This window comes from Arthrobacter sp. HLT1-20 (genome assembly GCF_054510895.1).
This window is the reverse complement of sequence record NZ_JBTNDR010000026.1, coordinates 26,755-53,071: the sequence shown is the minus strand read 5'-3', so window position 1 is coordinate 53,071 and position 26,317 is coordinate 26,755. Positions and strand designations below refer to the sequence as shown.

Genomic DNA, 26,317 nt, shown 5'->3' with positions numbered 1-26,317 from the left:
GAACGGGGAGTAGATGCTGATGTTGGGCGACAACATCAGCATCTACTCCCCGTTCGGCAGGCGGGGCGGGGCGGGACGTGGGGTGCAGGCTACTTGTGCAGGCCCTCGAACGCCATGGAGATGACGTCGTCGGCCAGCTTCTTCGCCGTCAGGGGACCCCCGGGCTTGTACCACTCCACGATGGAATTGATGGTGCCAAAAAGAAGCCGGGTGATGGTGCCGGGGTCAATGTCGCTGCGCACCGAGCCATCCCTTTGGGCGGCGGAGACCAAGCCGGTGATGGTCTTGTCGAAGGTGCGGCGGCGGGACAGTGCCAGGCGCTCCATCTCCGTGTTGCCGCGCAGGCGCAGCAGCAGGGTCACGAACGGCAGCCTGTCCACGAGCACGGAAACGGTGCCCCGGAGCACGAACTCAAGGCGGGCCTGGGCGCTTCCGGAGGTGGCGCGCTCGAGCGTCAGGATCTCCTCCAGCCCACCCAGGGCCTCATCCAGGGCCAGCCGGAGCAGATCCTCCTTGGATGGGACGTGGTGGTAGATGGCCGACTTGGAAATGCCCAAATTTTCCGCCAGGATGCCCATGGACGTGGCCTCGTAGCCGTGCTTGTTGAAGACGTCCACGGCAATGCGCAGCACCGATTGCTGGTCGTATCCGGGGCGTCCGCGTTTGCTGGCGGGAGGCTGGGCGGCTGCGGTGGGGAGGATGGCGGGCATGGTTCCTAGTTTCTCACGGGGTTTTGACGGCGTCGGCCGCCGGAATGGCTCAGGCCTTGGGCCGGTTGTCGTAGATCCGCCTGAGCTTTCCGTTCGAGCGCTCCAAGGTGCCCGGGGTGACAATGTCGACGGTGCAGGAGGAGCCGATGTGGATCTTGATCTGGGACTTCAGCAGCAGCCCCGCAGCGGCGCGTTCGGAGGCCGTGGTGTTTTCCCGCGGCTCGATGTGGATTGTCATCTCATCCATCCTGCCCGCGCGGGTTAGCTCCAGTTGGAAGTGTGGGCTCAGGGCCGGGATGCGCAGGGCAATTTCCTCGACCTGTGACGGGAACAGGTTCACCCCGCGCAAAATGATCATGTCGTCGCTGCGGCCGGTGATCCGCGCCATCCTACGCATGGCGGGGCGGGCCGTGCCGGGCAGCAGCTTGGACAGGTCCTTGGTGCGGTACCGGATGATCGGCAAGGCTTCCTTGCTCAGCGAGGTAAAGACCAACTCACCCTCCTCGCCGTCGGGCAGCACGGTTGAGTGGTCAAAGGGGTCGATGATTTCCGGACGAAAGTGGTCCTCCCAGATGTGGTTGCCGTCCTTGGTTTCCACGCATTCACCGGCCACTCCCGGACCCATGACTTCGGAGAGTCCATAGATGTCGCAGGCCTGCAGGTCAAGTCCCGTTTCCAGTTCGCGGCGCATCTCCTCGGTCCACGGTTCGGCGCCGCAGACAGCAATTTTTAGCGAGGTACTGCGCGGGTCGATGCCGCGGTGGAGCATGGCGTCCATGATGGTCAGCAGGTAGGTGGGGGTGCACATGATGGCGTCCGGCTCAAAGTCGGTGATGAGCTGGATCTGCTTTTCCGTCTGCCCGCCGGACATGGGGATGACGGTGGTGCCCAGCGCCTCGGCGCCGTAGTGTGCGCCCAGCCCGCCGGTGAACAGGCCGTAGCCGTAGGCGTTATGGACCAACATGCCCGGCCTGACTCCGGAGGCGCGCAGGGAGCGGGCCACCAGCGAAGCCCACACCCTGATGTCGTTGGCCGTATAGCCCACCACCGTGGGCCGGCCTGTGGTCCCGGAACTGGCATGGATGCGCACCACCTCGCTTTGCGGCACGGCGAACATGCCGAAGGGGTATTCCTGGCGCAGGTCCTCCTTGGTGGTGTACGGAAACTTGGCAAGATCGGCCAGCTCCAACAAATCGGACGGGTGCACCCCTGCCTCATCGAATTTCCGCTTGTAGAGGGGCACGCGGGCGTAGGCGTAGGCAAGGGTGTGTTTCAGCCGGGCCAGCTGCAGTGCCTCCAACTCGTCCCGGCCCAGGAGCTCGGCCGCGTCCAATTGGGAAGGATCGCCCTGGGTGGTGTCAGTCATCATTGGCCGGCTTCTCCTTCGGGGGTTTGTTCGGGATGGTCCGGCTGCGGCCGCGGAATTCTGCAACCACCGTGGTGCCGTCGCTGTCCAGGACCTGGACGTCGTACAGGCCGCTGCGGCCCTGCTGCTGGCGCCGGTTGGCAACGGCAAGGATCCGCTGCCCTGCGTGCGTGGGGGCCAGGAAATTGACGTCGACGCCGGATGCCACAGTCACGGTGTCCGCGTCACCATCGGCCGGGTTGCAGGCCAGGGCGAAGGCAGAATCCGCAAAGGCGAAGATCATGCCGCCGTGCGTGATACCGAAACCGTTCATCATTTCTGCACGCAGGGTCATGGCGATCGTGGCATGTCCATCATCTATGCGCAGCACCTCGATCCCCAGCCAGGCGGAGGCGGCGTCGTCCTTTAACAACGGATGGCCAACTCGCGACTCGATTGCCGCCATACATGCTCCCTGTTTTTTCTTACTGAATGTTCATTAGGTAATACCCTTCGCGAGTGCCTTGTCAATGCCTCCGGCCCGCTGCCCGGAATGGTTGACGCACTCAAGGCGGGGATATATTCTGAACGAACGGTCGGTAATTAATTCTTGGGTGATTCGAGGAGCAGTCGTGGCACACAGTGAGCATTCCGGCAGTCGGCCCGCCCAGGTTGCAGCGGAGTGGGACGCCGCCGGGCAGGAAAACTTTGATGCGATCATCGCCAAGGACTCCCGGATAGAACCGCGCGACTGGATGCCCGAGGCCTACCGCCGCACACTGGTGCGGCAAATCTCCCAGCACGCGCATTCGGAGATCATTGGTATGCAGCCCGAGGCCAACTGGATTACGCGGGCGCCCAGCCTCAAACGCAAATCCATCCTCATGGCCAAGGTCCAGGACGAGGCCGGACACGGCCTGTACCTGTACTCGGCCGCCGAAACCCTGGGGACCACGCGCGACGAGATGATGGACGCGCTGGTTGCCGGCAAGGCCCGCTATTCCTCCATCTTCAACTACCCCGCCGTCACCTGGGCGGACATGGGAGCCATCGGCTGGATGGTGGACGGCGCCGCGATCTGCAACCAGGTGCCGCTGTGCCGGGCATCGTATGGGCCCTACGGCCGGGCCATGGTGCGCGTCTGCAAGGAGGAATCCTTCCACCAGCGGCAGGGCTTTGAGATCCTCTTGGAGCTGGCCAACGGCACACCCGCACAACGCAGCATGGCCCAGGACGCGGTGAACCGCTGGTACGCCCCGTCGTTGATGATGTTTGGGCCGCCGGATGACGATTCGCCCAATTCCCGGCAGTCCATGGCCTGGAACATCAAGCGCTTCAGCAATGACGAGCTCCGCTCACGCTTTGTGGGCATGCTGGTGGAACAAGTCAAGGTGTTGGGCCTGGGCCTGCCGGATGAGAACATCCGCTTCGACGCGGAAACCAACAAGTGGGAGCATGGTCCGCTGGACTGGGAGGAATTCAAGGAAGTCCTGGCCGGCCGCGGCCCCTGCAACGCCCAACGCCTGGAGCGCCGCCGTTCCGCGCACGACGACGGCGCCTGGGTTCGTGAAGCCGCAGCGGTCTATGCCGAAAAGCAGGCCGCCAAGCACGCGCAGAAAGCAGCAGCCTGAGCATGAGCGCCCAAGAATCCACTGAAAGTTCCGCGCCGGCGCCCGGAGTGGGTGCCCACCGTTGGCCCCTGTGGGAAGTGTTTGTCCGTTCCAGCCGTGGCCTCAGCCACGTCCACGCCGGTTCGCTCCATGCACCCGACGCGGCCATGGCCCTGCGCAACGCCCGCGACCTGTACACCCGCCGCAACGAGGGTGTGTCCATCTGGGTGGTTCCGGCCGACGCCATTGCCGCCTCCGACCCCGATGCCAAGGGTTCCTTCTTCGAATCGCCGCAGGGCAAGGACTACCGGCATGCCACGTACTACACGAAGAGCGAAGGGGTGAAGCATTTATGAAACAGTCACTGGGCGACGCGTCCGCGTCCGCCACCCGCATAACCCCCAACAGCTCCCCTCGCTCGCAAGCTCGCGACGGGGCCCTCGCTGGCGGGGCCCCACCCGGCCACGCCCTGCGCCCCGAAGATATTGCCCTCGGAGCCCGGCAGGGCGCCGAGAAGCCCGGCGAGGAGGTGGCAGAGTATGCGCTGCGTCTGGGCGACGACGCCCTAGTGTTGGCGCAAAGGCTGGGCCACTGGATTTCCCGCGCCCCGGAACTGGAGGAAGACGTGGCGCTGGGCAACATTGCCCTGGACCAACTGGGCCACGCCCGCTCCTTCCTGACGTACGCAGGAAGCGCGTGGGGCAAGTCCGAGGATGACCTGGCCTACTTCCGCCGTGAAGCGGAATTCCGGTCGGCTCACTTGTTCGAGCAGCCCAACGGAGATTTTGCCGCCACCATCGCCCGGCAATTCATTGCGGCCAACTATCAGTTCCCGCTCTACCGGGAGCTGAGCCACTCAAGTGATCCCATGCTGGCAGCAATTGCCGCCAAGGCCGTCAAGGAAGTTGACTACCACCTGGACCACAGCACGCAGTGGGTGCTGCGCCTGGCCGGCGGCACTGACGAATCCCGCCGCCGCATGATCAATGGACTGGATTCGATGTGGCCCTTTGTGGGGGAACTGTTCCACGACGATGCGCTGACGGTGCTGCTGGGCGATGCCGGCGTGGTGCCCTCAAGTCTGCGCTCGGAGTTTGACCGCGCCACCGGAGAAGTCCTGGCCGAAGCGGAACTGGAGGTCCCTGCGCAACCCATGGCCACCGGAGGAGGCCGGCAGGGACGCCACTCCGAACATCTGGGCTACCTGCTGGCCGAGATGCAGGTGCTGGCGCGCGAGTACCCCGGGGCAAGCTGGTGAGCGCCGTGGACACGCTTCACAAGACCTCCCGGCAGCTGGCCTGGGGCATCGCCGCCAGCGTCTGCGACCCCGAGATCCCTGTCCTCACCATCGAGGACCTGGGCATCCTGCGCGCCGTCGAGGTGGACGACGGCGGCCGGCGGGGTGCCGCGTCCGCCAAGCCAGCCGTGCGCATCACCATCACGCCCACCTATTCGGGCTGCCCCGCCATGGATGCCATCCGCGAGGACCTTCTGAGCGTGTTTGCCGCCGAAGGCTACCCACAGGTGGACATAGTGACGGTGCTGGCACCGGCATGGACCACCGACTGGATGACGGACGCAGGCAAGGCGAAACTGCAGGAATACGGGATCGCCGCCCCCAGCGGGCAGGCCAGCGCCGGCGGGCACAGCGGCCGAGTCCGGCTGTTGCTGGCGGTCAAATGCCCGCAATGCCAGTCACTGAACACCAAGGAAATCACCCGCTTCGGTTCCACCTCCTGCAAGGCACTGTACGTCTGCCAGGACTGCAAGGAACCCTTTGACTACTTCAAGGTGCTCTGATGAGCGTCCCCGCCAACGCCGCCGCCCGGCGTCGTGCGGCCTTCCACACGCTGACAGTGGCACAGGTTCGGCGCCTCACCGAGGACGCCATCGAGGTCACCTTCGCCGTCCCGCCCGGGCTGTCCGGCTACTACGACTACCTCCCCGGCCAGTACGTTGCTCTGCGCCTGCAGATGCCGGACGATTCCGGCGTACCCCGGGAAGTGCGGCGCAGCTACTCCATCTGCGCCGCCCCGGTCCAGTTCGGCGACGGCAGCTCCGAGATCAAGGTTGCCATCAAGCGCGACCTTGGTGGACAGTTCTCCACCTGGGCAAACGCCGAGCTGAGTGTCGGAGCCACCCTGGACGTCATGAGCCCCATGGGCGCGTTCATCTCCAAACACGGCGATATCTCCAACGTGCTCACCGGTATGAACCACCCCGAGGACCTGATCCGCGGCGCGGGCACGTTTGTGGCCATCGCCGCGGGCTCCGGCATCACCCCCGTCATCGCCATTGCCCGGACACTGCTGGCCGCCAATGCCGAAACCCGCTTCGACCTGGTGTACGCCAACAAGGCCTCCATGGACGTCATGTTCCTTGAGGAGCTCGCGGATCTCAAGGACAGGTACCCGGCCCGGCTGGCCCTGCACCATGTGCTCTCCCGGGAACAGCGCATTGCGCCCCTGATGAGCGGCCGGCTCGACGCCGACAAGCTCGAGGCGCTGCTGGGCACGGCCATCCACAGTGACGACGTGGACGAATGGTTCCTGTGCGGCCCCTTTGAACTCGTCCAGCTGTGCCGCGACGTGCTCGCCGCCCGGGGTGTGCCCAAGGACAGGATCCGCTTTGAGCTGTTCACCACCGGCACGCCCAGCCGCCCCGAAGGCCAGGCCGGCCGCCGCGTCATCGTGGACGAATCGGAGGAGAACTACAAGATCACCTTCACCCTCGACGGGCTCAAGACCGACATCCTGAGCCCCACCCACGCCCGCGAATCCATCCTCAACGCCGCCCTGCGCGTGCGCCCCGACGTCCCCTTCGCCTGTGCCGGCGGCGTGTGCGGGACCTGCCGGGCCAAGCTCGTGTCCGGGCACGTGGACATGGAGGAGAATTACGCCCTGGAGCCGGACGAGCTCGCCAACGGTTACGTCCTCACGTGCCAGTCCCGGCCCACCACGCCGGAGGTCACAGTTGACTACGACGTCTAGTTTCGCGCCGGCCGTCGCTGCACGAATTTGGCGGCTGGTGCCCGGCTCCGCCGCCTTGGTTCTCGTCTCACCAGTCCTTGAGGAGTCACCATGATTGAGCTTTCCATTGCTGACGGCGTGGCAGAGGTTGTGCTTAATGCCCCGCACAAGCTCAACGCACTCAACGAGGATGGTCTGCGCGAGCTCAGCGCCGTCTATGACGAGGCGGGTGATGCCGTGGCTGCGGGCCATGTTCGGGCCTTGCTGCTGCGCGGGGAGGGTCGGGCGTTTTGTTCCGGCCGGGACATTGCCGGGGTGGACGGGGCCAACGACGATGCCCGGGGCTATCTCGAGGACTTGCTAGCCCCGCTGCTGCAGAAGATGGCCGCATTCCCCGCACCCACGTTTGCCGCGGCCCAAGGCGCCTGCCTCGGCGTGGGCTTGGGGCTGCTCATCGCCACGGACGTGGTCTATCTGGCCAACAATGCCAAGATCGGTTCTCCCTTCGGCAACCTCGGGGCCACACTGGACTCCGGCGGCCATTGGCTGTTTGCCGAACGTCTAGGCATGCACCGCACGCTCGATTTGATTTACACCTCCGAACTCATGAGCGGGGAGGAAGCCGTCAAGGGCGGCTTGTTCAGCAGGGCCCTGCCGGCTGAGGAGCTGCTCGACTTCACCCGGGCCGCCGTTGCAAAAACGGCAACAGGCCCCACCAGGGCCTTCAACGCCAGCAAGGAACTCGTGGCAGCGATCCGGGACCGGCGGCTGGGACTGTGGGACGCCGTCGTACTGGAAAACTCGGCGCAAGTGGAACTTTCCCGCACCGCCGACTACGCCGAAGGGTTTGCCGCCTTCACCGCCAAACGGAAAGCAAAATTCACGGGGCACTAGTTTCTCGCCCGGCCCACGCCCCAGGGTCCCCTCGCCGAGTGCGCAGGAGGACCCCACACCGCTACCGGGTGTCCAAATCCTCGAAGATCAGGAACGTTTGGGTGTCCAGGACTCCCGGCATGGACTGGAGCCGGTCAAAGATGACCTTGCGGAGGCCCTGGTTGTCTTCCGCACGGACCAACAGGATGACATCGAAATCGCCGCCCACCAAGGCAATGTGTGCCACCTCGGGGATGGCCCGCAATTCCTCCCGCAGTTCCCGCCAGGAATGCTGACTCACCTTCAGAGTGACGTAGGCGGAGGACTTCAAGCCCGCCTTAATGGGGTCCACTAGGGCGGTGAACTTGGTCAGGACGCCGTCGGCAGTCAGGCGGGAAATGCGCGAATACGCGTGGGCGCGGGAGATGTGGACGTTCTCCGCCACGGTGCTGACGGACATGCGGCCATCCCGGGTGAGCTCAGCCAGAATCTTTTTGTCCACGGCGTCGAGCGGGGTTGGGGAATTCTCGGTCACGGCACTCCTGGATCGGCTGGGACGGGACAAGGACACTCCACAAAAAGGTGGAACTGTGGTGCCGCTCACATGTCATTCTGTCTTTCAGACTACGGCTGTTGATCGGCAAATTCCAGAGAATTACAAAACTATGGATACAAAACGGGGTCAATTACATACTGAAGGGGACAGAACATCTTCACCCGTGCACCCCGGCTGTCCTGCGGGCGAGCCGACCACCCAAAGGAGGGCGGAGTTCAATGACGACCCACCCGGAATTCCTCGAGAGCCAGAGTTACCTGCTGCCCTCGGCCGAACCCGTCCAGCTCATCACCGCCGATGGCACCGCGGCGCCAACCAGGCAGTACAAGGAGCCTTACGAACTCCCCGACATGTCCACGCTGCTCGAGGGCTACGAACGCCTGGTGGTGGGCCGGCGCGTCAATGATCAGGCGGGTGCCCTGGTGCGGCAGGGGCGCATGGCGGTGTATCCGTCGTCGCACGGGCAGGAGGCCTGTCAGGTGGCAGCTGTCATGTCCCTGCGGCGCAGTGATTGGCTCTTCCCCACCTACCGCGACACCGTGGCCGTGCTGGGCCGCGGGGTGTCTCCCGCTGAAGCCTTCGAGGGTTTGCGCGGTGACTGGCACTCCGGTTTCAACCCCCACGACTACAACACGGGAAACCCCACCACACCGTTGGCCACCCAGCTGCTGCATGCGGTGGGGGTGGCGCACGCGGCCAAGCTGCGCGGCGAGGACACAGTGGCCCTGGCCCTGTGCGGGGACGGCGCCAGCAGCGAGGGCGACTTTCATGAGGCGCTGAACTTTGCCGCCGTCTTCCACGTCCCGGTGGTTTTCCTCATCCAAAACAATCAATACGCCATCTCCGTCCCGCTCATCCGGCAGAGCGTTGCCCCATCCTTGGCCCACAAAGCCGTGGGCTATGGGATGCCCGGCGAGCGCGTGGACGGCAATGACCTGGCCGCCCTGCTCGCCGTCCTGGGCCACGCGGTGCACCGGGCCCGCAACGGTGGCGGGCCCGCCCTGGTCGAAGCACACACGTACCGGATGCAGGCGCACACCAACGCCGACGATTCCACCCGCTACCGCAGCGACGCCGAGGTAGCCCAGTGGGTGCCGAAGGATCCGCTGCTCCGGGTGGAGAAATACTTGCACGACGCCGGGGCGCTGGCTGACGCCGAGAGCGAACGCATCGCAGTGGCCGCGGAAGCGACGGCCAAGACGCTGCGGGACGGGCTCAACGCGGAGACCGCTGTGGACCCCTTGGATCTCTTCCGGTTCGTCTACAGCGCGCCAACACCCCAATTGCGTGAACAAAGCACCCTGCTTGCGGCGGAACTTGCCGCCTCATCAGCCACCGTGGGAGCCTCATCATGACCACCATTGCCCAGACGCCCCAGACGCCCCAGACGCCCCAGCCCTCCGGGCCAGCCGCCCAGCCAGGGGAACTCCTGTCAGGTGTCCAAACCATCACCTTTGCCAAGGCCCTCACCTTGGCCATGGCCGACGCCATGGCCGCAGATCCCGCCGTCGTGGTGTTTGGGGAAGACGTGGGCACCCTGGGAGGGGTGTTCCGGGTGACCGACGGGCTCACCAAACAATTTGGTGAGGAACGGTGCTTTGACACGCCGCTGGCCGAATCCGGCATCATCGGCATGGCCACCGGGATGGCCATCAATGGGATGAAGCCCGTGGTGGAGATGCAGTTCGACGCTTTCGCCTACCCCGCCTTTGAGCAGATCACCAGCCACGTTGCCAAACTGGGCAACCGCACCCGGGGGCAGGTGCGCCTGCCGCTGGTCATCAGGATCCCCTACGCCGGCGGGATTGGCGGGGTGGAACACCACTGCGACTCCTCCGAGGCCTATTACGTCCACACGCCGGGGCTGACTGTGCTCACACCCTCCACCGTGGCCGACGCCTACATCATGCTGCGCGACGCAATCGCCTCCCCGGACCCTGTGGTGTTCCTGGAACCCAAAAAGTTGTACTTCAGCAAGGACACGGTTGACCTGGATGCCCTGCGCGCCCGGTATGCAGACAGCGACGCACGCGGGGGTGCTGCCACGCCGTCCACCATTGGCCACGCCGCCATTGCCCGGCACGGCACCGACGCCACCTTGATCGCCTACGGCCCATCCGTGGCGGTGGCGCTCGCCGCCGCCGAGACGGCTGCTGCCGAGGGCCGTTCCCTGCAAGTCATTGATGTGCGCTCGCTGGTGCCGTTCGACGACGAAACCGTCACCGCCGCCGTCAAATCCACTGGACGGGCAGTCGTCATCGCAGAAGCACCTGGCTTTGCGTCCATGGCATCGGAGATTGTGGCCCGCATCCAGGAACGCTGCTTCCACTCGCTGGCCGCACCCGTCCTGCGTGTCACCGGCTTCGACACCCCCTACCCGGCGCCCAAGCTCGAAAAGTATTACCTTCCCGGCGTGGACCGCATCCTCGACGCCGTCGACAACCTTCAGTGGGAGATCTCATGAGCATGCAAGTATTCCTTCTTCCCGACCTAGGCGAGGGCCTGGTTGAAGCCGAGCTGGTCACGTGGTTGGTCAATGTGGGCGACCCCGTCCATGTGGACCAACCCATCGCCGAGGTGGAAACCGCCAAGTCCGTCGTGGAAGTTCCCTCGCCCTTTGAAGGCGTGGTGGAAACCCTGCACGGTGCCGAAGGCGACACCCTGACGGTTGGCGAGCCGCTGATCTCGGTTGCTTCTACGGTGCAGGCGGCTCCCACTTCCGTTCTGGACGCCGCCGCGGTGCCCACGGAAGTGGGGGCACACACCCCCTCCGGCTCCGGGAACGTACTCATTGGCTACGGGACGTCGGGCCACGGCGCTGCGGGGCGGACCAGGCCGGCGCTGCGCCAACATCTTCATGCCACCGCCACGGGAGCAGCCACCGGAACCACGGCGGCTCCGCACCGATCCCATCTGGTGGTTTCGCCCCTAGTGCGGAAATTGGCACACGACCACGGATTGGCGCTCGCTGACATTGACGGCTCCGGCAGTGACGGACTCATCCTGCGCCAAGATGTTGAACAGGCCATGGCAGCCTCGGCCGGGCCAGCCGCCGTCGTCGATCAACGGACCGGCCTTGAAGTAGCCAGCAGGACCCCGCTCGCTGGCGTGAAGAAGGCAGCTGCCGTGGCGCTGACCCGCAGCCGGGCTGAAATTCCTGACGCCACGGTGTGGGTTGACGTTGACGCCACGGCGCTCATGGAGTTGCGGCGGGAGTTGAAGGTCAAAGACGGTGGCGCGCCCAGCGTGCTGGCATTTGTGGCGCGCTTTGTTGCCGCGGCTCTGGGCCGTTTCCCGGCCCTGAACATGCAGGTGGGTCACAACGGGCAGGAACAGGAGCTCGTGGAGTTTGCCGGCATCAACCTTGGCATCGCGGCTCAGACGGATCGTGGACTCATGGTGCCCGTGGTCCGCAACGTTCAGGGCCTCAGCGCCCGCGCGCTGGATGGGCGTATTCGTGCCGTCACAGAGCAGGTGCGCGGCGGCAAGGCAGGACCGGAGACCTTGCGCGGGGGCACGTTCACCATCAACAACTACGGTGTGTTCGGGGTGGATGGTTCGGCCGCCATCATCAACCACCCGGAGGTGGCCATGCTGGGGATTGGACGCATCATGGACAAGCCGTGGGTGGTCAACGGGGAGTTGTGCGTGCGCCAGCTGACCGAGTTGACCCTGGCGTTCGACCACCGGGTGTGCGACGGCGCCGTGGCAGCCGGCTTCCTGCGCTTCGTGGCGGATGCCATGGAGAGCCCTGGCTCCGTGGTGGCTGATCTCTAGCGCCACTAGGGTGGTGACATGACGGCTTCATGGCAGCAACTCGGCAGCGGAATCTACCTGATGCCCAGTTCCCCAGAAAGGGCCCTGGTTAACATTGGGCTGGTTGTTGGCACCGACCGCGCACTGTTGATCGACACCGGTTGCGGTCCGCGGCACGCGCGTGAAATCCTGCTCGCCGTCCGGACACTGACTGGGCTGCCGCTGCTTGTGGCCGTCACCCATGCCCATTGGGACCACTTCTTTGGAAACGCCGTCTTTATGCGCGACGGCGCCACGGAGTTTTGGGCGCACGCCAACGCTGCGCGGAGCATCGCCGGGACGGGGGAGGCACAACGGGCCGCCGTGGCCGCTACGGAACCGGAAATGGCTGCCGGAAAGGGGCCGGATACTGAAATGGTGGTTCCCACTCACTTGGTTTGCCATGCACCAGTCACCCTGGATCTGGGTGGGATCAGCGTTGACTTGTTCACGCTGGGCCGTGGGCACACGGACGGCGACTTGATGGTGGGGGCGCGCAGTGTCCTGTTCACCGGTGACGTGGTGGAGGAGGGTGCGCAGCCACAATATGAGGATGCGTTTGTGCGCGAATGGGTGCACGTTCTGCGCAAACTGGCAGACATGGGGCACAGGTATCCCATCATGGTGCCGGGCCACGGCCGGCCCGTGACCGCCGGTTTCGCCGCCTGGATGGCTGGTCGGCTGGAAGCTGACGCTCCGCCAAACTAATCCCGCCACTCAAAACCAGGCAGGGGGCCGTTGCAGACATTCGCTTGAGGGCCGACCACGGGCGAATGTCTGCAACGGCCCCCGAACCTCGCCGTGTGTCCACAGCGGCCCCCGGGCTGGCGGAGATGCGGGGCGGGTCTACAGTGGGGATAGTGAACAAGAGCGCAAACCCCGGTGACTTTAGCCTGTGGTCCATCGCCGTCCCGGCGTTTGGGCCATCATTGCTGTTTGGCATTGGCGAAGGCGCCATCCTGCCCATCATTCCGCTCAGCGCCCGCGACCTGGGCTCCTCCCTGGCAGGGGCGGCCTTGGTGGTGGCCCTGATCGGGCTTGGGTCGCTGGTGAGCAACATTCCGGCCTCGCTCTTGACAGCTAGGTTCGGGGAGCGCCTGAGCATGATGGGGGCCGCGGGGCTCAGCCTGATCGCCCTGATGCTGTGCGGTTTTTCACCCAACCTGGTGGTGTTTGGGGCCGGCGTGTTCCTCATCGGTGCCGCGGCCGCCGTCTTCAATCTGGCCCGGCAAAGCTACCTCACCGAGGCCGTGCCGCCGCTCATGCGGGCACGTGCCATGTCCACCTTGGGCGGCGTGGGGCGCATCGGCCTGTTTGCCGGACCGTTCATTGGTGCGCTGGTCATCCACCTTGTGGGCCTGCAGGGCGCCTACTGGGTTGCCGCGGTGGCCATCGGTGCCGCCGGCGTCCTGGCTTGGTGGTTGCCGGACTTGGTCAGTGGCAACGGTCCTGCACCCAAGGGGCCCATGCCTACCGTCCGCTCCTTGATCATCGCCAACCGCAGGCTGTTTCTCACCATCGGCATCGGCGTCATTCTGGTCAGCGCGGTGAGGTCGGCCCGCCAGGTGGTGGTGCCGCTGTGGGCAGACAACCTTGGCCTGGAACCGGCTGCCACATCGCTGATTTATGGGCTGTCTGGCGCCATCGACATGCTGGTCTTCTATCCCGCCGGGAAGGTCATGGATAAAAAGGGGCGCAACTGGGTTGCCGTGCCGTCCATGACCTTGATGGGCGTCTCCTTGCTGCTCATGCCGTTCACCACAGGGGCTGGATCCCTGCTGCTGGTAGCGCTCCTGATTGGTTTTGGCAACGGGATCGGCTCCGGAATGATCATGACGCTGGGGGCCGACTACTCACCCCGCCACGGCCGGGCCCAATTCCTGGGCATCTGGCGATTCCTTTCCGACTGTGGCGGCTCCAGCGGCCCCGCCATTCTCGCCGGCCTCACGGCCGTGGTGTCCCTGTCCTTTGGCATTGCCGCCACCGGCATGTTGGGCCTGGCTGCGGCAGCGGTGCTCGGCTACTGGGTGCCGCGCAGCAGGCCCGCCACACCGGGACACTAGGGACTAAGGCTGGGAACGGCGTCGAACGGGCAACGTGAGCAGCAACGTGGCGGCAAAGGTCAGCCCAAAGCCCACGGCCACAATTTGGCCCACTCCGGCAAAGAAATAGTTGATGCTGCTAACGGTGCCGGCAGCATAGGCGGCACGCAAGTTCAGGAGCGTGAGCGTCACGGCAATGGCTGCAAAGACCGCCGTGCAGGCCGTCCACTTGCGCGAGGAGGCCCAGTGCATCCCCGAGCCCAGCCACACATTCCATTGGGTACCGCCCCGCATGACAAAAAGGGCCGCCAAGGCAGTCCAAAACGCCACCACAAAGAACGCCGCGAGCACGTCGGCGGGTCGGTGCCACTGGTTGATGAGGGTGGAAATCCCGGCCAGAATGGCGTAGCCGCCGCCCACAAAGGCCACCGCGGGTCGCCACCGAGGCGAGACCACCAGGAACACGGCGGCCGCAGCGCTGGCGGCCAAGGTGCTGTGCCCGGACGGCAGCGAATTTAGCGCCAAGGTGGACACCCCAACATCGGGACGGTCAGGCAATCCGGCCTTGATCAACTGTGTGGAGAGGTTCGCCGCGGCCATGGCGGCAATGGCAATGCCTGCAGCCTTCCAGCGGCGCCGGGCAATGGTGACAAACAGGACCACCACGGCAGCAATGACCACAGAAGTGGCCGGAAGGAGGTCCAGCAGCTGTGCTGTTTGGTCGCCGATGCGGTCCCGGACCAGTGCCGCCTCCACCAAAGCGGACTCGTCAATGAACTGGCCCGTGGTGGTGATGACGAAGAATCTGTACGTCAGAATCAACCCGGCCAAACTAATTAACGCTGCCAGAAGAAAAGGCCACGCAAAAATTTTGGGCGCGCGTGCTCCGCGAGGGCCTGTGCGTCGAGATGCGGCGTGGGTGTTCATCGCCTCTAGGTTCCCACAGTTTCATGGGAACACCCTGACGTTGGCGCTACAGTGGGGGGCATGTTCTCGCTCCCATCGCTGGATGAAGTCCTGGCCAGCGCCCACGTCGTTTCGCTCCCCATGCGCGTGAAGTTCAGGGGTGTCCAGACCCGCGAAGTGATGGTTTTCAAGGGACCTGCCGGGTGGGGCGAGTTTGGCCCGTTTTTGGAGTACGACGACGAGGAGTCGGCCCGCTGGTTGGCGTCGGCCTTGGAGGCTGCTTGGCTTGGGCAGCCTGAGCGAGTGCGCGACTGGGTGCCCGTCAACGCCACTGTCCCGGCTGTTGCCCCGGAACAGGTACCCTCCGTTTTGGCGGCCTTTGACGCCGTTCACACCGTAAAAATCAAGGTAGCCGAGGCAGGGCAGTCCCTGTCCGAGGACGCCGCACGTGTGGCAGCCGTGCGGCACTTACTGCCTGAGGCCAAGATCAGGGTGGATGCCAACGGCGGTTGGGACGTTGAGCAGGCCGTGCGGGCGCTGCGGATGCTCTCCGTCTTTGGGCTGGAGTATGCCGAGCAGCCGGTTGCTTCCATTGCGGAGCTGGCAGCAGTACGAAAGGCAATGCGCGGAACGGTGCTGATTGCCGCCGACGAGAGTGTCCGCAAGGCCTCGGATCCCCTTGCCGTGGCCCGCGCAGGGGCAGCAGATCTCCTCGTGGTGAAGGCGGCGCCGCTGGGCGGTGTGCGGCGTGCCTTGGAGATTGTGGCTGAAGCCGGGCTGCCGGCGGTGGTGAGCTCGGCCCTAGATTCGTCCGTGGGAATCAGCTCCGGATTGGCGCTGGCGGCCGCGCTCCCGGAACTGCCTTACGCCTGCGGTCTGGGCACCGTGTCCCTCATGGCGGCTGACATTGCCGCACCCAGCCTGGTGGCGGTTGCCGGCGGCATGGAGGTGCGTGAGGTGGTCGCAGACCCGGTGCTGTTGGAGCAATGCGCCGCACCGGCGGAACGCCGCGATTGGTGGCTGGAACGGCTGCGCCGCTGCTACGCACTGCTCTGACAGCTCCCTGTGAACCCAAGCTGGGCTCATGATGATTAGATGGGGCTGTGACTTTTCTTAGCTCAATGGACTCCGCCCGCTATGTAGTAGACGCGCTGGAGCGCGCAGGGGTGGCGCATGTTGTGCTGGCGCCGGGATCGCGCAGCGCACCCCTGGTGTATGCCCTGGCCGAGGCGGAAGCCGACGGCAGGCTGAGCACCTATGTGCGCATTGACGAGCGTGTGGCCGGATTTACCGCGCTGGGGCTTGCCTTGGGAGCTGACGCCGCCGTGGCCGTGGTGACAACCTCCGGAACCGCCGTGGGCAATCTGCTGCCCGCCGTGATGGAGGCAAACCATGCCGGGCTTCCGTTGGTGGTGCTGTCCGCCGACAGGCCCGATGAACTGCGCGGCACGGGGGCCAACCAGACAACCAACCAGCTGGATCTCTTTGGCGAACACGTGCGCTTCGCCACTGACGTTGCGGCCGGCATTGACCCCACCTCCGCGATCTCCACGGCCCTCAGTGCCGCCCGCGGACGGCTCGAGGGCATCCCTGGCGGGCCTGTTCAGGTTAATTTGGCGTTCCGGGACCCGCTGACGCCCGCTCTGGACGGCTCCGAATGGGAACGGCTGCTGCCGGTTGTTGATGCGCCGGGTGCGGATGGTGTCTTAGTGGGGGCCGTCGAAGCGCCCGAACTCGCCATGGTGTTGCCTTCCACCAGCCACCGGACGGTTGTGGTGGCCGGGCACGGCGCCGGCCCCGAGGCCGAGTACTTTGCCCGCATGCTGGGGTTGCCGCTGCTGGCGGAACCATCCTCCAATGCCCGCTTTGGGCCCAACGCCATTGGCCCCTACCGCCTCCTGCTTGAGCGGTTTGGGCCCGAAAGTGCCAATCCGATCCAGCGGGTGGTGCTCTTTGGCCGCCCCACACTATCCCGGGAAATCAGCCAATTGATGGCCACTGCGGGACTGGAACGGGCACTGTACCTGCCAAGCCCCGTGACGTGGTTTGAGCCCGGCCGGCGGCCTGAGCTGGTCCTGACCCAGTGGGACCAGCTGATTGGCTTTGCCGGGTGCGGACCCGAAGGCTGGCAACAGGCCTGGCAGGATGCAGCCGCAAAAGCTGAAGCTGCACTCGACGCTGTGTTGGCAAAAACGCCGGAGCCCGGCACGCTGGCTGGCCAGCTGGTGGCCCGCAAGGTGTGGGCCAGGGCCCAGCAGGATCCGGGCAGCAACCTGGTACTGGGTTCCTCCAATCCCGTGCGCGACGTCGACCTGGCCGGAAAGCCCACTGAAGGAAGTAACGCTAGGGTCTTCGCCAACCGCGGCCTGGCGGGCATCGACGGCACTGTGGCCACGGCCACGGGGGTGGCTCTGGCCACCCACAAACCAACCCGTGTCCTGGTCGGAGATTTGACCTTTTTGCATGACTCCGGTGCGCTGAACATCGGTTCCAGTGAGCAGGCGCCCCCGTTGGAGATCATCGTCCTGAATGATTCCGGAGGCGGCATCTTCTCGGTCTTGGAACACGGTGAGCTCGCTGCGGCACCCGACTACGCGGCCGCCGTCGAACGTTTCTTTGGCACGCCGCACACGGTGAATATCGCGGCTCTTGCCGCTGCCTACGGGTTCAGCCACACCTTGGTCAGTTCCGCCGCTGAACTGGATGCCGCGCTGGCCGGGCCGGTGGACGGACGGCGCATCATCGAGGTTGCGGCCACGCGGGCGGGCCTGCGCGAACTCCACGCCCGCATCGCCGCCGCCCTCAAAACCAACTAGCCCGCAGAAAACGCCGAAAAAACACGTCAAACCTTGAATTTTCGCCGTTTTCTGCGGGCCAGTTGGGAAGGCGGCGTTTGCGCCGGGGGCTGGTTGCAAGCTTCCAAGCTCAGTACAGTGGAATCACAGTTGATGCATAGCAAGCCTTGATGGAGTGGATGCCATGAACAACTCACCGCACCCCGACCACGACAGGGGCCTGGAATTTGATCTGGGCACCATGTTCACCCGCCGCCGCACCTTGGGCCTCATGCTCGGTGCCGGCGCCATAGCGGGCCTGGCGGCCTGCACGCCAGCTCCCGGTGGCACCGCCTCAACGTCGGGTGCCACGTCGGCCACTGCGTCTGCAACTGCTGCCACCTCCAGCACTGCGCCCGTTGCCACTGCGCAAGTCACCCGTGCCCTGGCCGAATGCACCGCCAACAGCCCGGACACCCCTGAAGAAACTGGTGGCCCGTACCCGGCCGACGGCTCCAACGGACCAGACGTCCTCACGGCATCCGGGGTGGTCCGCCGGGACATTGTGGCCAGTTTTGGCACCTCCACTACCAAGGCCCAGGGCGTGCCGCTGACAGTCACCTTGACGCTTCTGGACAATGCGCAAGGCTGCAAACCGCTCGCCGGTGCTGCCGTGTACCTGTGGCACGCCACCCGGGAAGGCCAATATTCCCTGTATGACCAGGGGCTGGAGGATGAGAACTTCCTGCGCGGTGTCCAGGAGGCCGACGCCAACGGCCAGCTCACGTTCACAACGATCTTCCCGGGCGCCTACAACGGCCGCTGGCCGCACATCCACTTTGAGGTGTTTGAGAGCATGTCCAACGCCACCTCGGCGGGGCAGATCCTGCGCACCTCCCAAGTCGCCATGACGGAAGCCTCCTGCAATGAGGTGTACGCGTCAGCCGGCTACGAAACCAGCCAGCAGAATTTCCCCAATACTCCGCTTGCGCGCGACATGGTTTTTGGGGACGACGGCGGCATCCACCAATTGGCGTCAACCACCGGTTCCGTCGCGGCCGGGTACGCGGCCGCCCTGAACGTCATCATCTAGCAAAAAACCAACTGGCCCGCAGAAAACGCCGAAAATCACGGTAAAACCGTGTATTTTCGGCGTTTTCTGCGGGCCAGTTGCGGGGGTTAGAGGACCCGGCTGAGGAACTCCTTGGTCCTGTGATGTTGGGGGTTGGCGATGATGTCGCGCGGGTTTCCGCTCTCCACCACCACGCCGCCGTCCATGAACGTCAGGGTGTCGCCCACTTCGCGGGCAAAACCGATCTCGTGGGTCACCACAATCATGGTCATGCCCGACTTTGCCAGCTTCTTCATCACTTCAAGGACATCGCCCACCAGCTCGGGGTCCAGGGCTGACGTGGGCTCATCAAAGAGCATCAACTCCGGTTCCATGGCAAGCGCACGGGCGATGGCAACACGCTGCTGCTGACCGCCTGAGAGCTGTGACGGATAGAAGTTGGCGCGGTCGGAAAGTCCCACCATCTCCAACAGTTCATGCGCCTTCAATTTGGCGGCTGCCTTGGATTGTCGCTTCACCTGGGTGGGCGCCTCAATCACGTTTTGCAGGGCTGTCTTGTGCGGGAACAGGTTGAAGCGCTGGAACACCATGCCGATCTCTCGCCGTTGCGCGGCGATTTGCTTGGTGTTGAGGTCGTGCAACTTGCCGCCGACGTCCTTGAAACCAATCAGATCGTCGTGGACATAGATCCGGCCGGCACTGATTGTTTCCAAGAGGTTGATGCAGCGCAGGAGCGTGGATTTTCCCGAACCTGACGGGCCGATGATCACAGAGACCTCGCCGGGCTTAACCGTCATGTCGATGCCCTTGAGCACATGGTGCTCGCCGAAGAATTTGTGCACTCCCTGGATTTCCACCAGCGGCTTGACCCCGGCAGGTGCCGGTGCGGGCGTTGAAGTCGAGTGGGTCATAGCTTTCCACCTTCTGTGGTTCCATCGGCGGGATCCGCCGGCTTCGCATGGGCGGAAGCAACAGCTTCAGTGGCCTTGACAGGGGCCTTCATGACGTTGTCCACGCCCTTGCCAAAGTGCCGCTCAATGTAGAACTGGCCCACCATGAACACTGACGTGATCACCAGGTACCAGAACGCGGCGACCATCAACAAGGGGATGGGCAGGAACGTGCGGCTGGCCAAGGCATTCGTCACGAAGGTCAGGTCCAGGGTGAAAGGCACGGCCAACACCAAGGAGGTGGTCTTGAGCATGCCGATCGTTTCATTTCCCGTGGGGGGAATGATCACGCGCATGGCCTGGGGCAGGATGATCCGCCACATGACCTTTGACCTGCGCATGCCCAGCGCCTCGGCGGCTTCCATCTGGCCGTTGTCCACGGACTTCAGTCCGGCGCGGAAGATCTCAGCCAGGTATGCGGATTCGTTCAGGCCAAGGCCCACGATGGCCGCGACGGTGGCGTTGATGACAGTGGCCGTGTCCCAGGAAAACAGTTCGGGGCCGAACGGGACACCCACAATGATCTTGGGGTACAAAGCACCAATGGATCCCCAGAACAGCAGCTGCGTGTACACAGGGGTGCCACGGAAGAACCAGACCCACACCCAGGAAACGTACCGGAACAGTGGGTTGTCCGACTGGCGCATGAACGCCAGCAGGATGGCCAGCACAATGGCGATGACCATGGAGCTGGCGGTCAGGATCAGCGTCCAGCCCACGCCCTGGATGACGAGAACGTCAAAGACATAGGTCCGGAAGGTTCCCCAATAGAACTTGGGGTTGGTGGTCATTGATTGGATGACCAGGATCAGTGCCAGGAGGATGGCAGCGGCGCCCACCCACCGCCACGGGTGGCGGACTGGAACCGCGTTAATCAGTTCCAGACCATCACCGGTGCTAGGGGAGGAGCTGCGGGAAGCTAGGCGGCTCAACGGCTAGCCAGCCGTCGGGTTCAGGACTGCCTTGGGCAGTGCACCGTCCGTGTTGTTCCAGGTTTCGAGGATCTTGGTGTAGCTGCCGTCCGCGATCAACTTGTTCACGACCTTCTCGATCACGCCGGCAAACACGAGGTCGTCCTTGGCAATCGCAATGCCCTGCTGGGCTGAGTCGTATACGTCGCCCAGGGTTTCCAGCTGTCCGTTGGTCTTGGCCAGGGCATTCTTGATGATGGGGGAGTCGGCGCTCATGGCGTCGATAGTGCCGCCAACCAGACGGGTGGTGACATCAGTCTGGTTCTTCAACGAGATGATTTCGATGGCCGGCTTGCCTGCTGCAACACAAGCCGCAGAACGGCCTGAAACGTCGGGATCCTCTTCGACAGTGCCCGTCTGGACGCCAATCTTCTTCCCGCACAGGTCATCCATGGTGATGCCCTTCGGGTTGCCCTTCTGCACAGCCCACAAAACACCGGCGTTGAAGTAGCTGACAAAATTCACAGCCTTGGAGCGTTCCGGGTTGATCGTGAAGGAGGAAATGCCCAGGTCATAGACCGTGCCAAGCTTGGGCAGGATGCTCGAGAAGTCAGCTGTCTGAACCTTGGCCTTCTTGCCCAGCGTGGCCGCGATTGCCTTGGCAAAGTCAACGTCGTAGCCGATGGGGGTCTGACCGTCCTTGTCCAGGAACTCGGCTGGTTCGTAGGAGGTGTCGGAGCCTACAGTGATCTCCGCTTTGTCCTTCAGCGATGCCGGAAGGAGCGCAATCAGTGCGTCGTCCTTGGCCACCGTGGTGGGATCGAAAGCCGCTGCCTGCGAAGGCCCTCCGCTGCTTTCAGTGCCGCCATCTTGAGACGCTGTGGTGCAGCCCGTCAGTGCCAATGCTGCTACTGCCGCTACGGCGGCGAGACGAACTGTCAGCGTGGATGAAATTTGCATTTTTGACCCTTTGTTTCATGGAGCACTGTGTCGATGAAATATAGTGTAGCCCCGAGTGATTTGCATCACGGTAAACGACATTTCACTATTGAACAACTTTTTGCGCAGGCTCGCAAGCCTTGAGTGGCGCCTTGTGTCTGACATTCCAGACAAAGTGCCCCACTTTAAGGGTTCTGTGGAAGGTTCAGGGCTTGCAGCATGGGCCGGAACTTGGCCCATGTCTCGGCCAGCTCGGCCTCCGGGTCCGAGGCCTCCACAATTCCGGCGCCGGCGTAGAGGCGCACGTTGTGAGGGTCTTCCAGGACAGCCCCGCGGAGGGCAATGCCCCATTCGCCGTTGCCGCCACCGTCAAGCCAGCCCACGGGCCCGGCGTAGGGTCCGCGGTCCATTTTCTCGAGCTCCAGGATCAGCTTTCCGGCTTCCTCCCGGGGGGTCCCGCACACGGCTGCGGTGGGGTGCAAAGCCTCAACTAGGGCCAAGGAACTGGGCAAATGCCCGTTGGAGCTGGCCAGTTCGGCCGTGACATCCGAGGCCAGGTGCCACACATTGGGCAGCTCCAGGATGAAGGGTTCGGCAGGGAATGCCAGATCGCTGGCGAACGGCGCCAGCTGCCGGACCAAGGACCGGACAGCAAAGTCGTGTTCCTGGCGCTGCTTGAGGGACCCGCCCAAAACGCTAGTGGCAAAGCCGGTGGAGCCAGCGGGTTCGTCCTCCCTGTCCAGCGTTCCGGCAAGAACCCGGGCCTGCGCCACCGAGCCGTCAATCTTGATCAAAATCTCCGGTGTTGCGCCCACCAGGCCATGCACACCGTAGGTCCAACATTCGCCATAAAGACGCACCAATCGTTGCAGAATTGAAACTCTCTGCACCGGATCGGCGAATGTTGCCACCACATCCCTGGCCAAAACCACCTTTTCCAGGCCTCCGCGAGCAATAGCCGCCACCCCAGCGGTGACTGAATCCCTCCACTGGGCCTCGGTGAGTGCCCCGGAACGCACGGTGCCGGCGGGAGTGGGCTCCGGCGTCGAACTTTCAGAAGGTGACACGCCGGCCAGCACCGAGCGCAGCAGCTGCAGGGCGGATTCGGCTGTAGGGTCTGTGCCGTCCACGCTCATGTGGGTCAGCCAGGTTGTGCCGCCGGAGAAACCCACCACCAGTTCCGGGACAATCAGCACCGATTCGTAGCTGCTGGTTTTGGAGAAGGCAAAGGAGCCAAAGGCCATGGCGCCGGTGCCTGGCAGGAGCAGGGGGTTGGTGACCCGGGCATCGGCCATCAGGGTTTTCCACCATTGTTCCGCGTCGGCAAAACGACCCGACCCGGTGCCGGTGAATGCGGCGACCTCGCCAAAGCCCAGGAATCCCTCGCCTCGCCGCAGCCAACACAGCGGTTCGTTGCCACCCAGGGCGCCCAGCAGACTGGCGGAGTTGCTCACGCCGAGCTCACCCAGCGTGGCCGGATCCAGGGCCGTAGTCAGGGTGCGGAGGGTTTGGATGCCCAGGGAAGCAGTCATGATGAGTCCAGATTACTCGCCCGTAGACCCAACTTCGGTGCAATCACGGTGTGATGGCCCACAAGTGGCGTCCTACACCGCTCTGCTTTGCACGAACCGCTGCAAAGTTTGAGAGACTAAGGGAGTGAACCGTGCATCCTTGGAGAAGCGTCCGGAAGAAATGGCCGCCATGTTTGACGACGTGGCCCCAAAATACGACATCGTCAATGACATTCTGTCCCTGGGGCAGACGCGCCGGTGGCGCCGCATTGTGGTGGACGCAGTTGGCGCTGTGCCCGGCCAAAGGGTCCTTGACCTGGCCGCCGGTACCGGCACCTCCAGCGAGCCCTTTGCCGATGCCGGCGTTGACGTTGTGGCCTGTGACTTCTCAGTGGGCATGTTGAAGGTGGGCAAACGCCGCCGCCCCGACATCGACTTCATTGCCGGGGACGCCACCAACCTGCCCTTCGCGGACAACTCCTTTGACGCCTCCACCATCTCTTTTGGGCTGCGCAACGTCATGGACCCGAAGAAGGCGCTGCGGGAGATGCTGCGCGTTACCAAGCCCGGCGGCAAGCTGGTGGTGGCCGAGTTCTCGCACCCCACCTTTTCCCCCTTCCGCACTGTGTACACCGAGTATTTGATGCGGGCGCTGCCTCCCATCGCCAAAAAAGTTGCCTCCAACCCGGACGCTTACGTGTATCTGGCTGAATCCATCAGGGTCTGGCCCAACCAGGACAACCTGTCAGCCTGGCTCACCGAGTCCGGCTGGCACAACGTTGCCTACCGGAATTTGAGTGGCGGCATTGTGGCAGTCCACCGCGCCGTCAAGCCACTGCAGACGCCCGAATCTTCCCCCGCCAACTAGCCAACTAAAGGAACTCCACCCACCGTGAAGGTACTGATAGTCGGGGCTGGTCCCGCCGGATCCACAGCGGCCTACCACCTGGCCACCGCCGGGATTGATGTGACGGTGCTGGAAAAGACCCGTTTCCCGCGCGAAAAAGTGTGCGGTGACGGCCTGACCCCGCGTGCGGTGCGCGAAATGCAGCTCATGGGCCTGCCGCATGACCCCGCCGAGGGATGGCGCCGGAACAAGGGCCTGCGCCTCATTGCTGGCGGGCGGCAGGTGGAGGTTCCCTGGCCGGAACTGAGCAACTTCCCTGACTACGGACTGATCCGGACCCGGCTGGGCTTCGATGAATCCCTGGCCGCCCATGCCCGTGCCGCTGGCGCGCGGATCCTTGAGGGTCACTCGGTCTCCACAGCATTGACGGACGACGCCGGCACTGTGGTGGGTGCCCGCGCGTCGCTCCTGGATGACTCGGGTAAGAAGACGGGCGAAACCAAGGACTTCTTCGCCGATCTGGTGCTTGCCGCGGACGGCAACTCCACCCGCACGGCCGTCTCCCTGGGTCACGAAAAGCGTGACGACAGGCCCATGGGTGTTGCATACAGGACCTACTTCACCTCCCCACGTCATGATGACGACTGGATGGAGGGGTGGCTGGAACTCCCCGACAAGCAGGGCAACCCGCTGCCCGGCTACGGCTGGGTGTTTGGGGTTGGCGACGGCACGTCCAACGTGGGTCTCGGCATCCTCAATTCCTCCAAGGCGTTTGGGAAACTCGATTACCGTCAGGTGCTGCGCGACTGGACGGGTGCCATGCCGTCCGAATGGGGCTTCACCGAGGAAAACCAGGTGGGCCCCATCCGTGGCGCGGCCCTGCCCATGGGGTTCAACAGGACTCCGCACTACTCACCCGGCCTGATGCTGCTGGGCGATTCCGGCGGCATGGTCAGCCCCTTCAATGGAGAGGGCATTTCCTACGCCATGGAATCGGCCCGCTTCGCCGCGGAGTTCATTCAACGCGCGGCCGGGACCAATTCCGCACTGGCGGCCAACCATGCCCTGTCCGGTTACGGCGACTATGTCCGCGAGCAGTGGGGCAGCCACTTCACTCTGGGCCGGGTCTTTGCCCAATTGATCGGCAAGCCTTCCATTATGAAACTGGCGCTGCGAACCGGCATGCCCATCCCCGTGCTGATGCGTTTTGTGGTTCGCATGATGGCGAACCTCACCGACGCCGGGGAACGCGGTTTTGAGGATAGAGTGATTCATCTACTGGAGAAGCTGGTACCAGCCACCAGTAATCAAGACTTTCCCCGCACGCCCACGCAACAATCCCTACCAATAGTTAGTGTTAAGCAGTGACTACTTCCGCGAAACATAGCTGGACCCACGCCGGACACGGGCTGCCCGAGTCGCAGGACGCCAACCCCAGCACCATGGCCATTGCCACAGGTTTGCAATTGCCGTCAGGCTTCTCCGCAGTCGCTGATGACCCGGAGCTTGGCCCGTCCATCGCCATGAGCATGGCCAAGGTGGAGAAGGTGCTGCGCGAAGCCATTGCCAACTCCGATCCCTTGGCCGATGCCACGAGCCGCCACCTGGTGGAAGCTGGCGGAAAGCGCATCCGCCCCTTGCTGGTGCTGCTGGCCGCCCATTTGGGCGACCCGAGCCGCAAAGAAGTGGTGCAGGCCGCCGTGGTTGTTGAGCTGACGCACCTGGCCACGCTCTATCACGATGACGTCATGGACTCCGCGCCCTTCCGCCGCGGCGCCCCCACAGCCCATGAGGTCTGGGGCAACACGGTTGCCATCCTCACGGGCGATTTGATCTTTGCCCGCGCCTCCATCCTGGTTTCCGAACTGGGCGGCCGGGCGCTGGGTATCCAGGCCCGCACCTTTGAGCGGCTGTGCCTGGGGCAGCTGCATGAGACGGTTGGACCGCGCGAGGACGAAGATCCCGTGGAGCACTACCTCTCAGTCATTGCGGACAAGACGGGCTCCCTGGTTGCCGCATCCGGCCAGTTGGGCGCCATCTTTGCCGGTGTTGACGAGGACCTGCAGGACGTTTTGCTTGAATACGGCGAAAAAGTTGGGGTGGCTTTCCAGCTGGCCGACGACGTCATCGACGTCACGGGCCTGAAACAGGTTTCCGGGAAGTCACCGGGAACTGATCTGCGTGAAGGAGTGCCCACGCTGCCTGTTTTGTTGCTGCGCAAGGCGGCCGCTGCCGGTGACGCATCCGCTGTGTCGGTGCTGGCACTGGTTGACGGCGACCTGAGCAGTGATGAGGCCCTAGCCGAGGCTGTTGCCGCACTGCGTGAGCACCCCGTCACGGCCGAGTCGTGGGTGGTTGCCCGCGAGTGGTCCGCCGACGCGATTGCCGCACTGGCACCCCTGCCCGAGGGCATGGTCAAGACTGCTCTTGCCTCTTTTGCCGAAGCAGTGGTTTCCCGCGACGTCTGATCCCCGCCAAAGCCAACTGACCCGCAGAAAACGCCGAAA

General features: G+C 64.2%; 26 protein-coding genes. 17 read left to right on the top strand and 9 right to left on the bottom strand.

Features of this window, described 5'->3' with window-relative positions:
- Positions 1 to 89: 89 nt before the first annotated feature.
- From ACX80Q_RS13705 to paaI, 3 genes are read right to left on the bottom strand one after another with little or no spacing between them, the layout of a single operon-like run.
- The gene (locus tag ACX80Q_RS13705; RefSeq protein ID WP_459331084.1) at positions 90 to 710 is read right to left on the bottom strand and encodes a TetR/AcrR family transcriptional regulator; all 621 of its coding nucleotides are present in this window, start codon (positions 708 to 710) and stop codon (positions 90 to 92) included.
- Positions 711 to 759: 49 nt separating this feature from the next.
- Positions 760 to 2,076 carry a phenylacetate--CoA ligase PaaK gene (gene paaK / locus ACX80Q_RS13700; RefSeq protein ID WP_459331087.1) on the bottom strand — a complete coding sequence of 439 codons (1,317 nt, stop codon included), beginning with the start codon at positions 2,074 to 2,076 and terminating at the stop codon, positions 760 to 762.
- The gene (gene paaI, locus ACX80Q_RS13695; RefSeq protein WP_459331083.1) at positions 2,069 to 2,521 is read right to left on the bottom strand and encodes a hydroxyphenylacetyl-CoA thioesterase PaaI; all 453 of its coding nucleotides are present in this window, start codon (positions 2,519 to 2,521) and stop codon (positions 2,069 to 2,071) included. The genes paaK and paaI overlap by 8 nt, the downstream gene beginning before the upstream one ends.
- Before the next feature lie 166 nt (positions 2,522 to 2,687).
- On the opposite strand from paaI, the gene paaA reads away from it, so the two are divergent.
- The 6 genes from paaA (at position 2,688) to ACX80Q_RS13665 (ending at position 7,528) form a co-directional block, all read left to right on the top strand.
- Positions 2,688 to 3,686: a 1,2-phenylacetyl-CoA epoxidase subunit PaaA gene (gene paaA / locus ACX80Q_RS13690; RefSeq protein ID WP_459331082.1), complete on the top strand. Its 999-nt coding sequence runs from the start codon at positions 2,688 to 2,690 to the stop codon at positions 3,684 to 3,686.
- Between the two features lie 2 nt (positions 3,687 to 3,688).
- Positions 3,689 to 4,021 (top strand): 1,2-phenylacetyl-CoA epoxidase subunit PaaB, encoded by a 333-nt coding sequence (gene paaB / locus ACX80Q_RS13685; protein WP_459331081.1) that lies wholly within the window; start codon positions 3,689 to 3,691, stop codon positions 4,019 to 4,021.
- Positions 4,018 to 4,923, top strand: a complete 906-nt coding sequence (gene paaC / locus ACX80Q_RS13680; RefSeq protein WP_459331080.1) for a 1,2-phenylacetyl-CoA epoxidase subunit PaaC — start codon at positions 4,018 to 4,020, stop codon at positions 4,921 to 4,923. The genes paaB and paaC overlap by 4 nt, the downstream gene beginning before the upstream one ends.
- The gene (gene paaD / locus ACX80Q_RS13675) at positions 4,920 to 5,465 is read left to right on the top strand and encodes a 1,2-phenylacetyl-CoA epoxidase subunit PaaD (protein ID WP_459331079.1); all 546 of its coding nucleotides are present in this window, start codon (positions 4,920 to 4,922) and stop codon (positions 5,463 to 5,465) included. The genes paaC and paaD overlap by 4 nt, the downstream gene beginning before the upstream one ends.
- Positions 5,465 to 6,655 carry a 1,2-phenylacetyl-CoA epoxidase subunit PaaE gene (gene paaE / locus ACX80Q_RS13670; RefSeq protein WP_459331078.1) on the top strand — a complete coding sequence of 397 codons (1,191 nt, stop codon included), beginning with the start codon at positions 5,465 to 5,467 and terminating at the stop codon, positions 6,653 to 6,655. Before paaD ends, paaE begins: the two co-directional genes overlap by 1 nt.
- 90 nt (positions 6,656 to 6,745) lie before the next feature.
- Positions 6,746 to 7,528: an enoyl-CoA hydratase/isomerase family protein gene (locus tag ACX80Q_RS13665; protein WP_459331077.1), complete on the top strand. Its 783-nt coding sequence runs from the start codon at positions 6,746 to 6,748 to the stop codon at positions 7,526 to 7,528.
- 61 nt (positions 7,529 to 7,589) lie between these two features.
- Here ACX80Q_RS13665 and ACX80Q_RS13660 read toward each other — a convergent pair whose 3' ends face one another.
- The gene (locus ACX80Q_RS13660) at positions 7,590 to 8,042 is read right to left on the bottom strand and encodes an Lrp/AsnC family transcriptional regulator (protein WP_459331076.1); all 453 of its coding nucleotides are present in this window, start codon (positions 8,040 to 8,042) and stop codon (positions 7,590 to 7,592) included.
- Positions 8,043 to 8,281: 239 nt separating this feature from the next.
- Between ACX80Q_RS13660 and ACX80Q_RS13655 the strand changes: the two genes are divergently transcribed.
- From ACX80Q_RS13655 to ACX80Q_RS13635, 5 genes are all read left to right on the top strand, one after another.
- Positions 8,282 to 9,418, top strand: a complete 1,137-nt coding sequence (locus ACX80Q_RS13655; RefSeq protein WP_459331075.1) for a thiamine pyrophosphate-dependent enzyme — start codon at positions 8,282 to 8,284, stop codon at positions 9,416 to 9,418.
- Entirely contained in the window at positions 9,415 to 10,527 is a 1,113-nt protein-coding gene (locus ACX80Q_RS13650) for an alpha-ketoacid dehydrogenase subunit beta (RefSeq protein ID WP_459331074.1), read from the top strand. The genes ACX80Q_RS13655 and ACX80Q_RS13650 overlap by 4 nt, the downstream gene beginning before the upstream one ends.
- Entirely contained in the window at positions 10,524 to 11,840 is a 1,317-nt protein-coding gene (locus ACX80Q_RS13645; RefSeq protein ID WP_459331073.1) for a dihydrolipoamide acetyltransferase family protein, read from the top strand. The genes ACX80Q_RS13650 and ACX80Q_RS13645 overlap by 4 nt, the downstream gene beginning before the upstream one ends.
- 18 nt (positions 11,841 to 11,858) lie before the next feature.
- Positions 11,859 to 12,566: an MBL fold metallo-hydrolase gene (locus tag ACX80Q_RS13640; protein ID WP_459331072.1), complete on the top strand. Its 708-nt coding sequence runs from the start codon at positions 11,859 to 11,861 to the stop codon at positions 12,564 to 12,566.
- A gap of 125 nt (positions 12,567 to 12,691) precedes the next feature.
- The gene (locus ACX80Q_RS13635; RefSeq protein ID WP_459331086.1) at positions 12,692 to 13,921 is read left to right on the top strand and encodes an MFS transporter; all 1,230 of its coding nucleotides are present in this window, start codon (positions 12,692 to 12,694) and stop codon (positions 13,919 to 13,921) included.
- Positions 13,922 to 13,924: 3 nt separating this feature from the next.
- Here ACX80Q_RS13635 and ACX80Q_RS13630 read toward each other — a convergent pair whose 3' ends face one another.
- A complete protein-coding gene (locus ACX80Q_RS13630; protein WP_459331071.1) occupies positions 13,925 to 14,731 on the bottom strand; it encodes a phosphatase PAP2 family protein in 807 nt (268 codons plus the stop codon).
- 156 nt (positions 14,732 to 14,887) lie between these two features.
- Here ACX80Q_RS13630 and ACX80Q_RS13625 point away from each other — a divergent pair, with 156 nt between their 5' ends.
- The 3 genes from ACX80Q_RS13625 to ACX80Q_RS13615 all read left to right on the top strand — a co-directional run bounded on the left by ACX80Q_RS13625 (position 14,888) and on the right by ACX80Q_RS13615 (position 18,673).
- The gene (locus tag ACX80Q_RS13625; RefSeq protein WP_459331070.1) at positions 14,888 to 15,862 is read left to right on the top strand and encodes an o-succinylbenzoate synthase; all 975 of its coding nucleotides are present in this window, start codon (positions 14,888 to 14,890) and stop codon (positions 15,860 to 15,862) included.
- A gap of 65 nt (positions 15,863 to 15,927) precedes the next feature.
- The gene (gene menD, locus ACX80Q_RS13620) at positions 15,928 to 17,622 is read left to right on the top strand and encodes a 2-succinyl-5-enolpyruvyl-6-hydroxy-3-cyclohexene-1-carboxylic-acid synthase (protein ID WP_459331085.1); all 1,695 of its coding nucleotides are present in this window, start codon (positions 15,928 to 15,930) and stop codon (positions 17,620 to 17,622) included.
- A gap of 163 nt (positions 17,623 to 17,785) precedes the next feature.
- Positions 17,786 to 18,673, top strand: coding sequence for an intradiol ring-cleavage dioxygenase (locus ACX80Q_RS13615; RefSeq protein ID WP_459331069.1), 888 nt, complete (start codon positions 17,786 to 17,788; stop codon positions 18,671 to 18,673).
- Between the two features lie 86 nt (positions 18,674 to 18,759).
- Here the strand turns inward: ACX80Q_RS13615 and ACX80Q_RS13610 are convergent, their stop codons facing one another.
- The 4 genes from ACX80Q_RS13610 to ACX80Q_RS13595 all read right to left on the bottom strand — a co-directional run bounded on the left by ACX80Q_RS13610 (position 18,760) and on the right by ACX80Q_RS13595 (position 22,984).
- Complete coding sequence (locus tag ACX80Q_RS13610) at positions 18,760 to 19,563, bottom strand: amino acid ABC transporter ATP-binding protein (RefSeq protein ID WP_459331068.1); 804 nt, start codon at positions 19,561 to 19,563, stop codon at positions 18,760 to 18,762.
- Entirely contained in the window at positions 19,560 to 20,534 is a 975-nt protein-coding gene (locus ACX80Q_RS13605) for an amino acid ABC transporter permease (protein WP_459331067.1), read from the bottom strand. Before ACX80Q_RS13605 ends, ACX80Q_RS13610 begins: the two co-directional genes overlap by 4 nt.
- Positions 20,535 to 20,537: 3 nt before the next feature.
- Entirely contained in the window at positions 20,538 to 21,473 is a 936-nt protein-coding gene (locus ACX80Q_RS13600) for an ABC transporter substrate-binding protein (RefSeq protein WP_459331066.1), read from the bottom strand.
- A gap of 164 nt (positions 21,474 to 21,637) precedes the next feature.
- Positions 21,638 to 22,984: an isochorismate synthase gene (locus ACX80Q_RS13595; RefSeq protein WP_459331065.1), complete on the bottom strand. Its 1,347-nt coding sequence runs from the start codon at positions 22,982 to 22,984 to the stop codon at positions 21,638 to 21,640.
- Between the two features lie 124 nt (positions 22,985 to 23,108).
- Here ACX80Q_RS13595 and ACX80Q_RS13590 point away from each other — a divergent pair, with 124 nt between their 5' ends.
- From ACX80Q_RS13590 to ACX80Q_RS13580, 3 genes are read left to right on the top strand one after another with little or no spacing between them, the layout of a single operon-like run.
- Complete coding sequence (locus ACX80Q_RS13590) at positions 23,109 to 23,831, top strand: demethylmenaquinone methyltransferase (RefSeq protein ID WP_459331064.1); 723 nt, start codon at positions 23,109 to 23,111, stop codon at positions 23,829 to 23,831.
- Positions 23,832 to 23,855: 24 nt separating this feature from the next.
- Positions 23,856 to 25,178, top strand: a complete 1,323-nt coding sequence (locus tag ACX80Q_RS13585; protein ID WP_459331063.1) for a geranylgeranyl reductase family protein — start codon at positions 23,856 to 23,858, stop codon at positions 25,176 to 25,178.
- A complete protein-coding gene (locus ACX80Q_RS13580; protein ID WP_459331062.1) occupies positions 25,175 to 26,278 on the top strand; it encodes a polyprenyl synthetase family protein in 1,104 nt (367 codons plus the stop codon). The genes ACX80Q_RS13585 and ACX80Q_RS13580 overlap by 4 nt, the downstream gene beginning before the upstream one ends.
- The last annotated feature ends 39 nt before the right edge of the window (positions 26,279 to 26,317 follow it).

Bases quoted from the DNA above. Each gene is read 5' to 3' on its own strand.
- paaI (WP_459331083.1), bottom strand. From the start codon at position 2,521: ATGGCGGCAATCGAGTCGCGAGTTGGCCATCCGTTGTTAAAGGACGAC.
- ACX80Q_RS13640 (WP_459331072.1), top strand. From the start codon at position 11,859: ATGACGGCTTCATGGCAGCAACTCGGCAGCGGAATCTACCTGATGCCC.
- ACX80Q_RS13595 (WP_459331065.1), bottom strand. From the start codon at position 22,984: ATGACTGCTTCCCTGGGCATCCAAACCCTCCGCACCCTGACTACGGCC.
- ACX80Q_RS13600 (WP_459331066.1), bottom strand. From the start codon at position 21,473: ATGCAAATTTCATCCACGCTGACAGTTCGTCTCGCCGCCGTAGCGGCA.
- ACX80Q_RS13705 (WP_459331084.1), bottom strand. From the start codon at position 710: ATGCCCGCCATCCTCCCCACCGCAGCCGCCCAGCCTCCCGCCAGCAAA.
- menD (WP_459331085.1), top strand. From the start codon at position 15,928: ATGGACTCCGCCCGCTATGTAGTAGACGCGCTGGAGCGCGCAGGGGTG.
- ACX80Q_RS13615 (WP_459331069.1), top strand. From the start codon at position 17,786: ATGAACAACTCACCGCACCCCGACCACGACAGGGGCCTGGAATTTGAT.
- paaE (WP_459331078.1), top strand. From the start codon at position 5,465: ATGAGCGTCCCCGCCAACGCCGCCGCCCGGCGTCGTGCGGCCTTCCAC.
- ACX80Q_RS13635 (WP_459331086.1), top strand. From the start codon at position 12,692: ATGCGGGGCGGGTCTACAGTGGGGATAGTGAACAAGAGCGCAAACCCC.
- ACX80Q_RS13645 (WP_459331073.1), top strand. From the start codon at position 10,524: ATGAGCATGCAAGTATTCCTTCTTCCCGACCTAGGCGAGGGCCTGGTT.
- ACX80Q_RS13650 (WP_459331074.1), top strand. From the start codon at position 9,415: ATGACCACCATTGCCCAGACGCCCCAGACGCCCCAGACGCCCCAGCCC.
- paaC (WP_459331080.1), top strand. From the start codon at position 4,018: ATGAAACAGTCACTGGGCGACGCGTCCGCGTCCGCCACCCGCATAACC.
- paaB (WP_459331081.1), top strand. From the start codon at position 3,689: ATGAGCGCCCAAGAATCCACTGAAAGTTCCGCGCCGGCGCCCGGAGTG.
- ACX80Q_RS13655 (WP_459331075.1), top strand. From the start codon at position 8,282: ATGACGACCCACCCGGAATTCCTCGAGAGCCAGAGTTACCTGCTGCCC.
- paaK (WP_459331087.1), bottom strand. From the start codon at position 2,076: ATGACTGACACCACCCAGGGCGATCCTTCCCAATTGGACGCGGCCGAG.
- ACX80Q_RS13610 (WP_459331068.1), bottom strand. From the start codon at position 19,563: ATGACCCACTCGACTTCAACGCCCGCACCGGCACCTGCCGGGGTCAAG.
- ACX80Q_RS13625 (WP_459331070.1), top strand. From the start codon at position 14,888: ATGTTCTCGCTCCCATCGCTGGATGAAGTCCTGGCCAGCGCCCACGTC.
- ACX80Q_RS13665 (WP_459331077.1), top strand. From the start codon at position 6,746: ATGATTGAGCTTTCCATTGCTGACGGCGTGGCAGAGGTTGTGCTTAAT.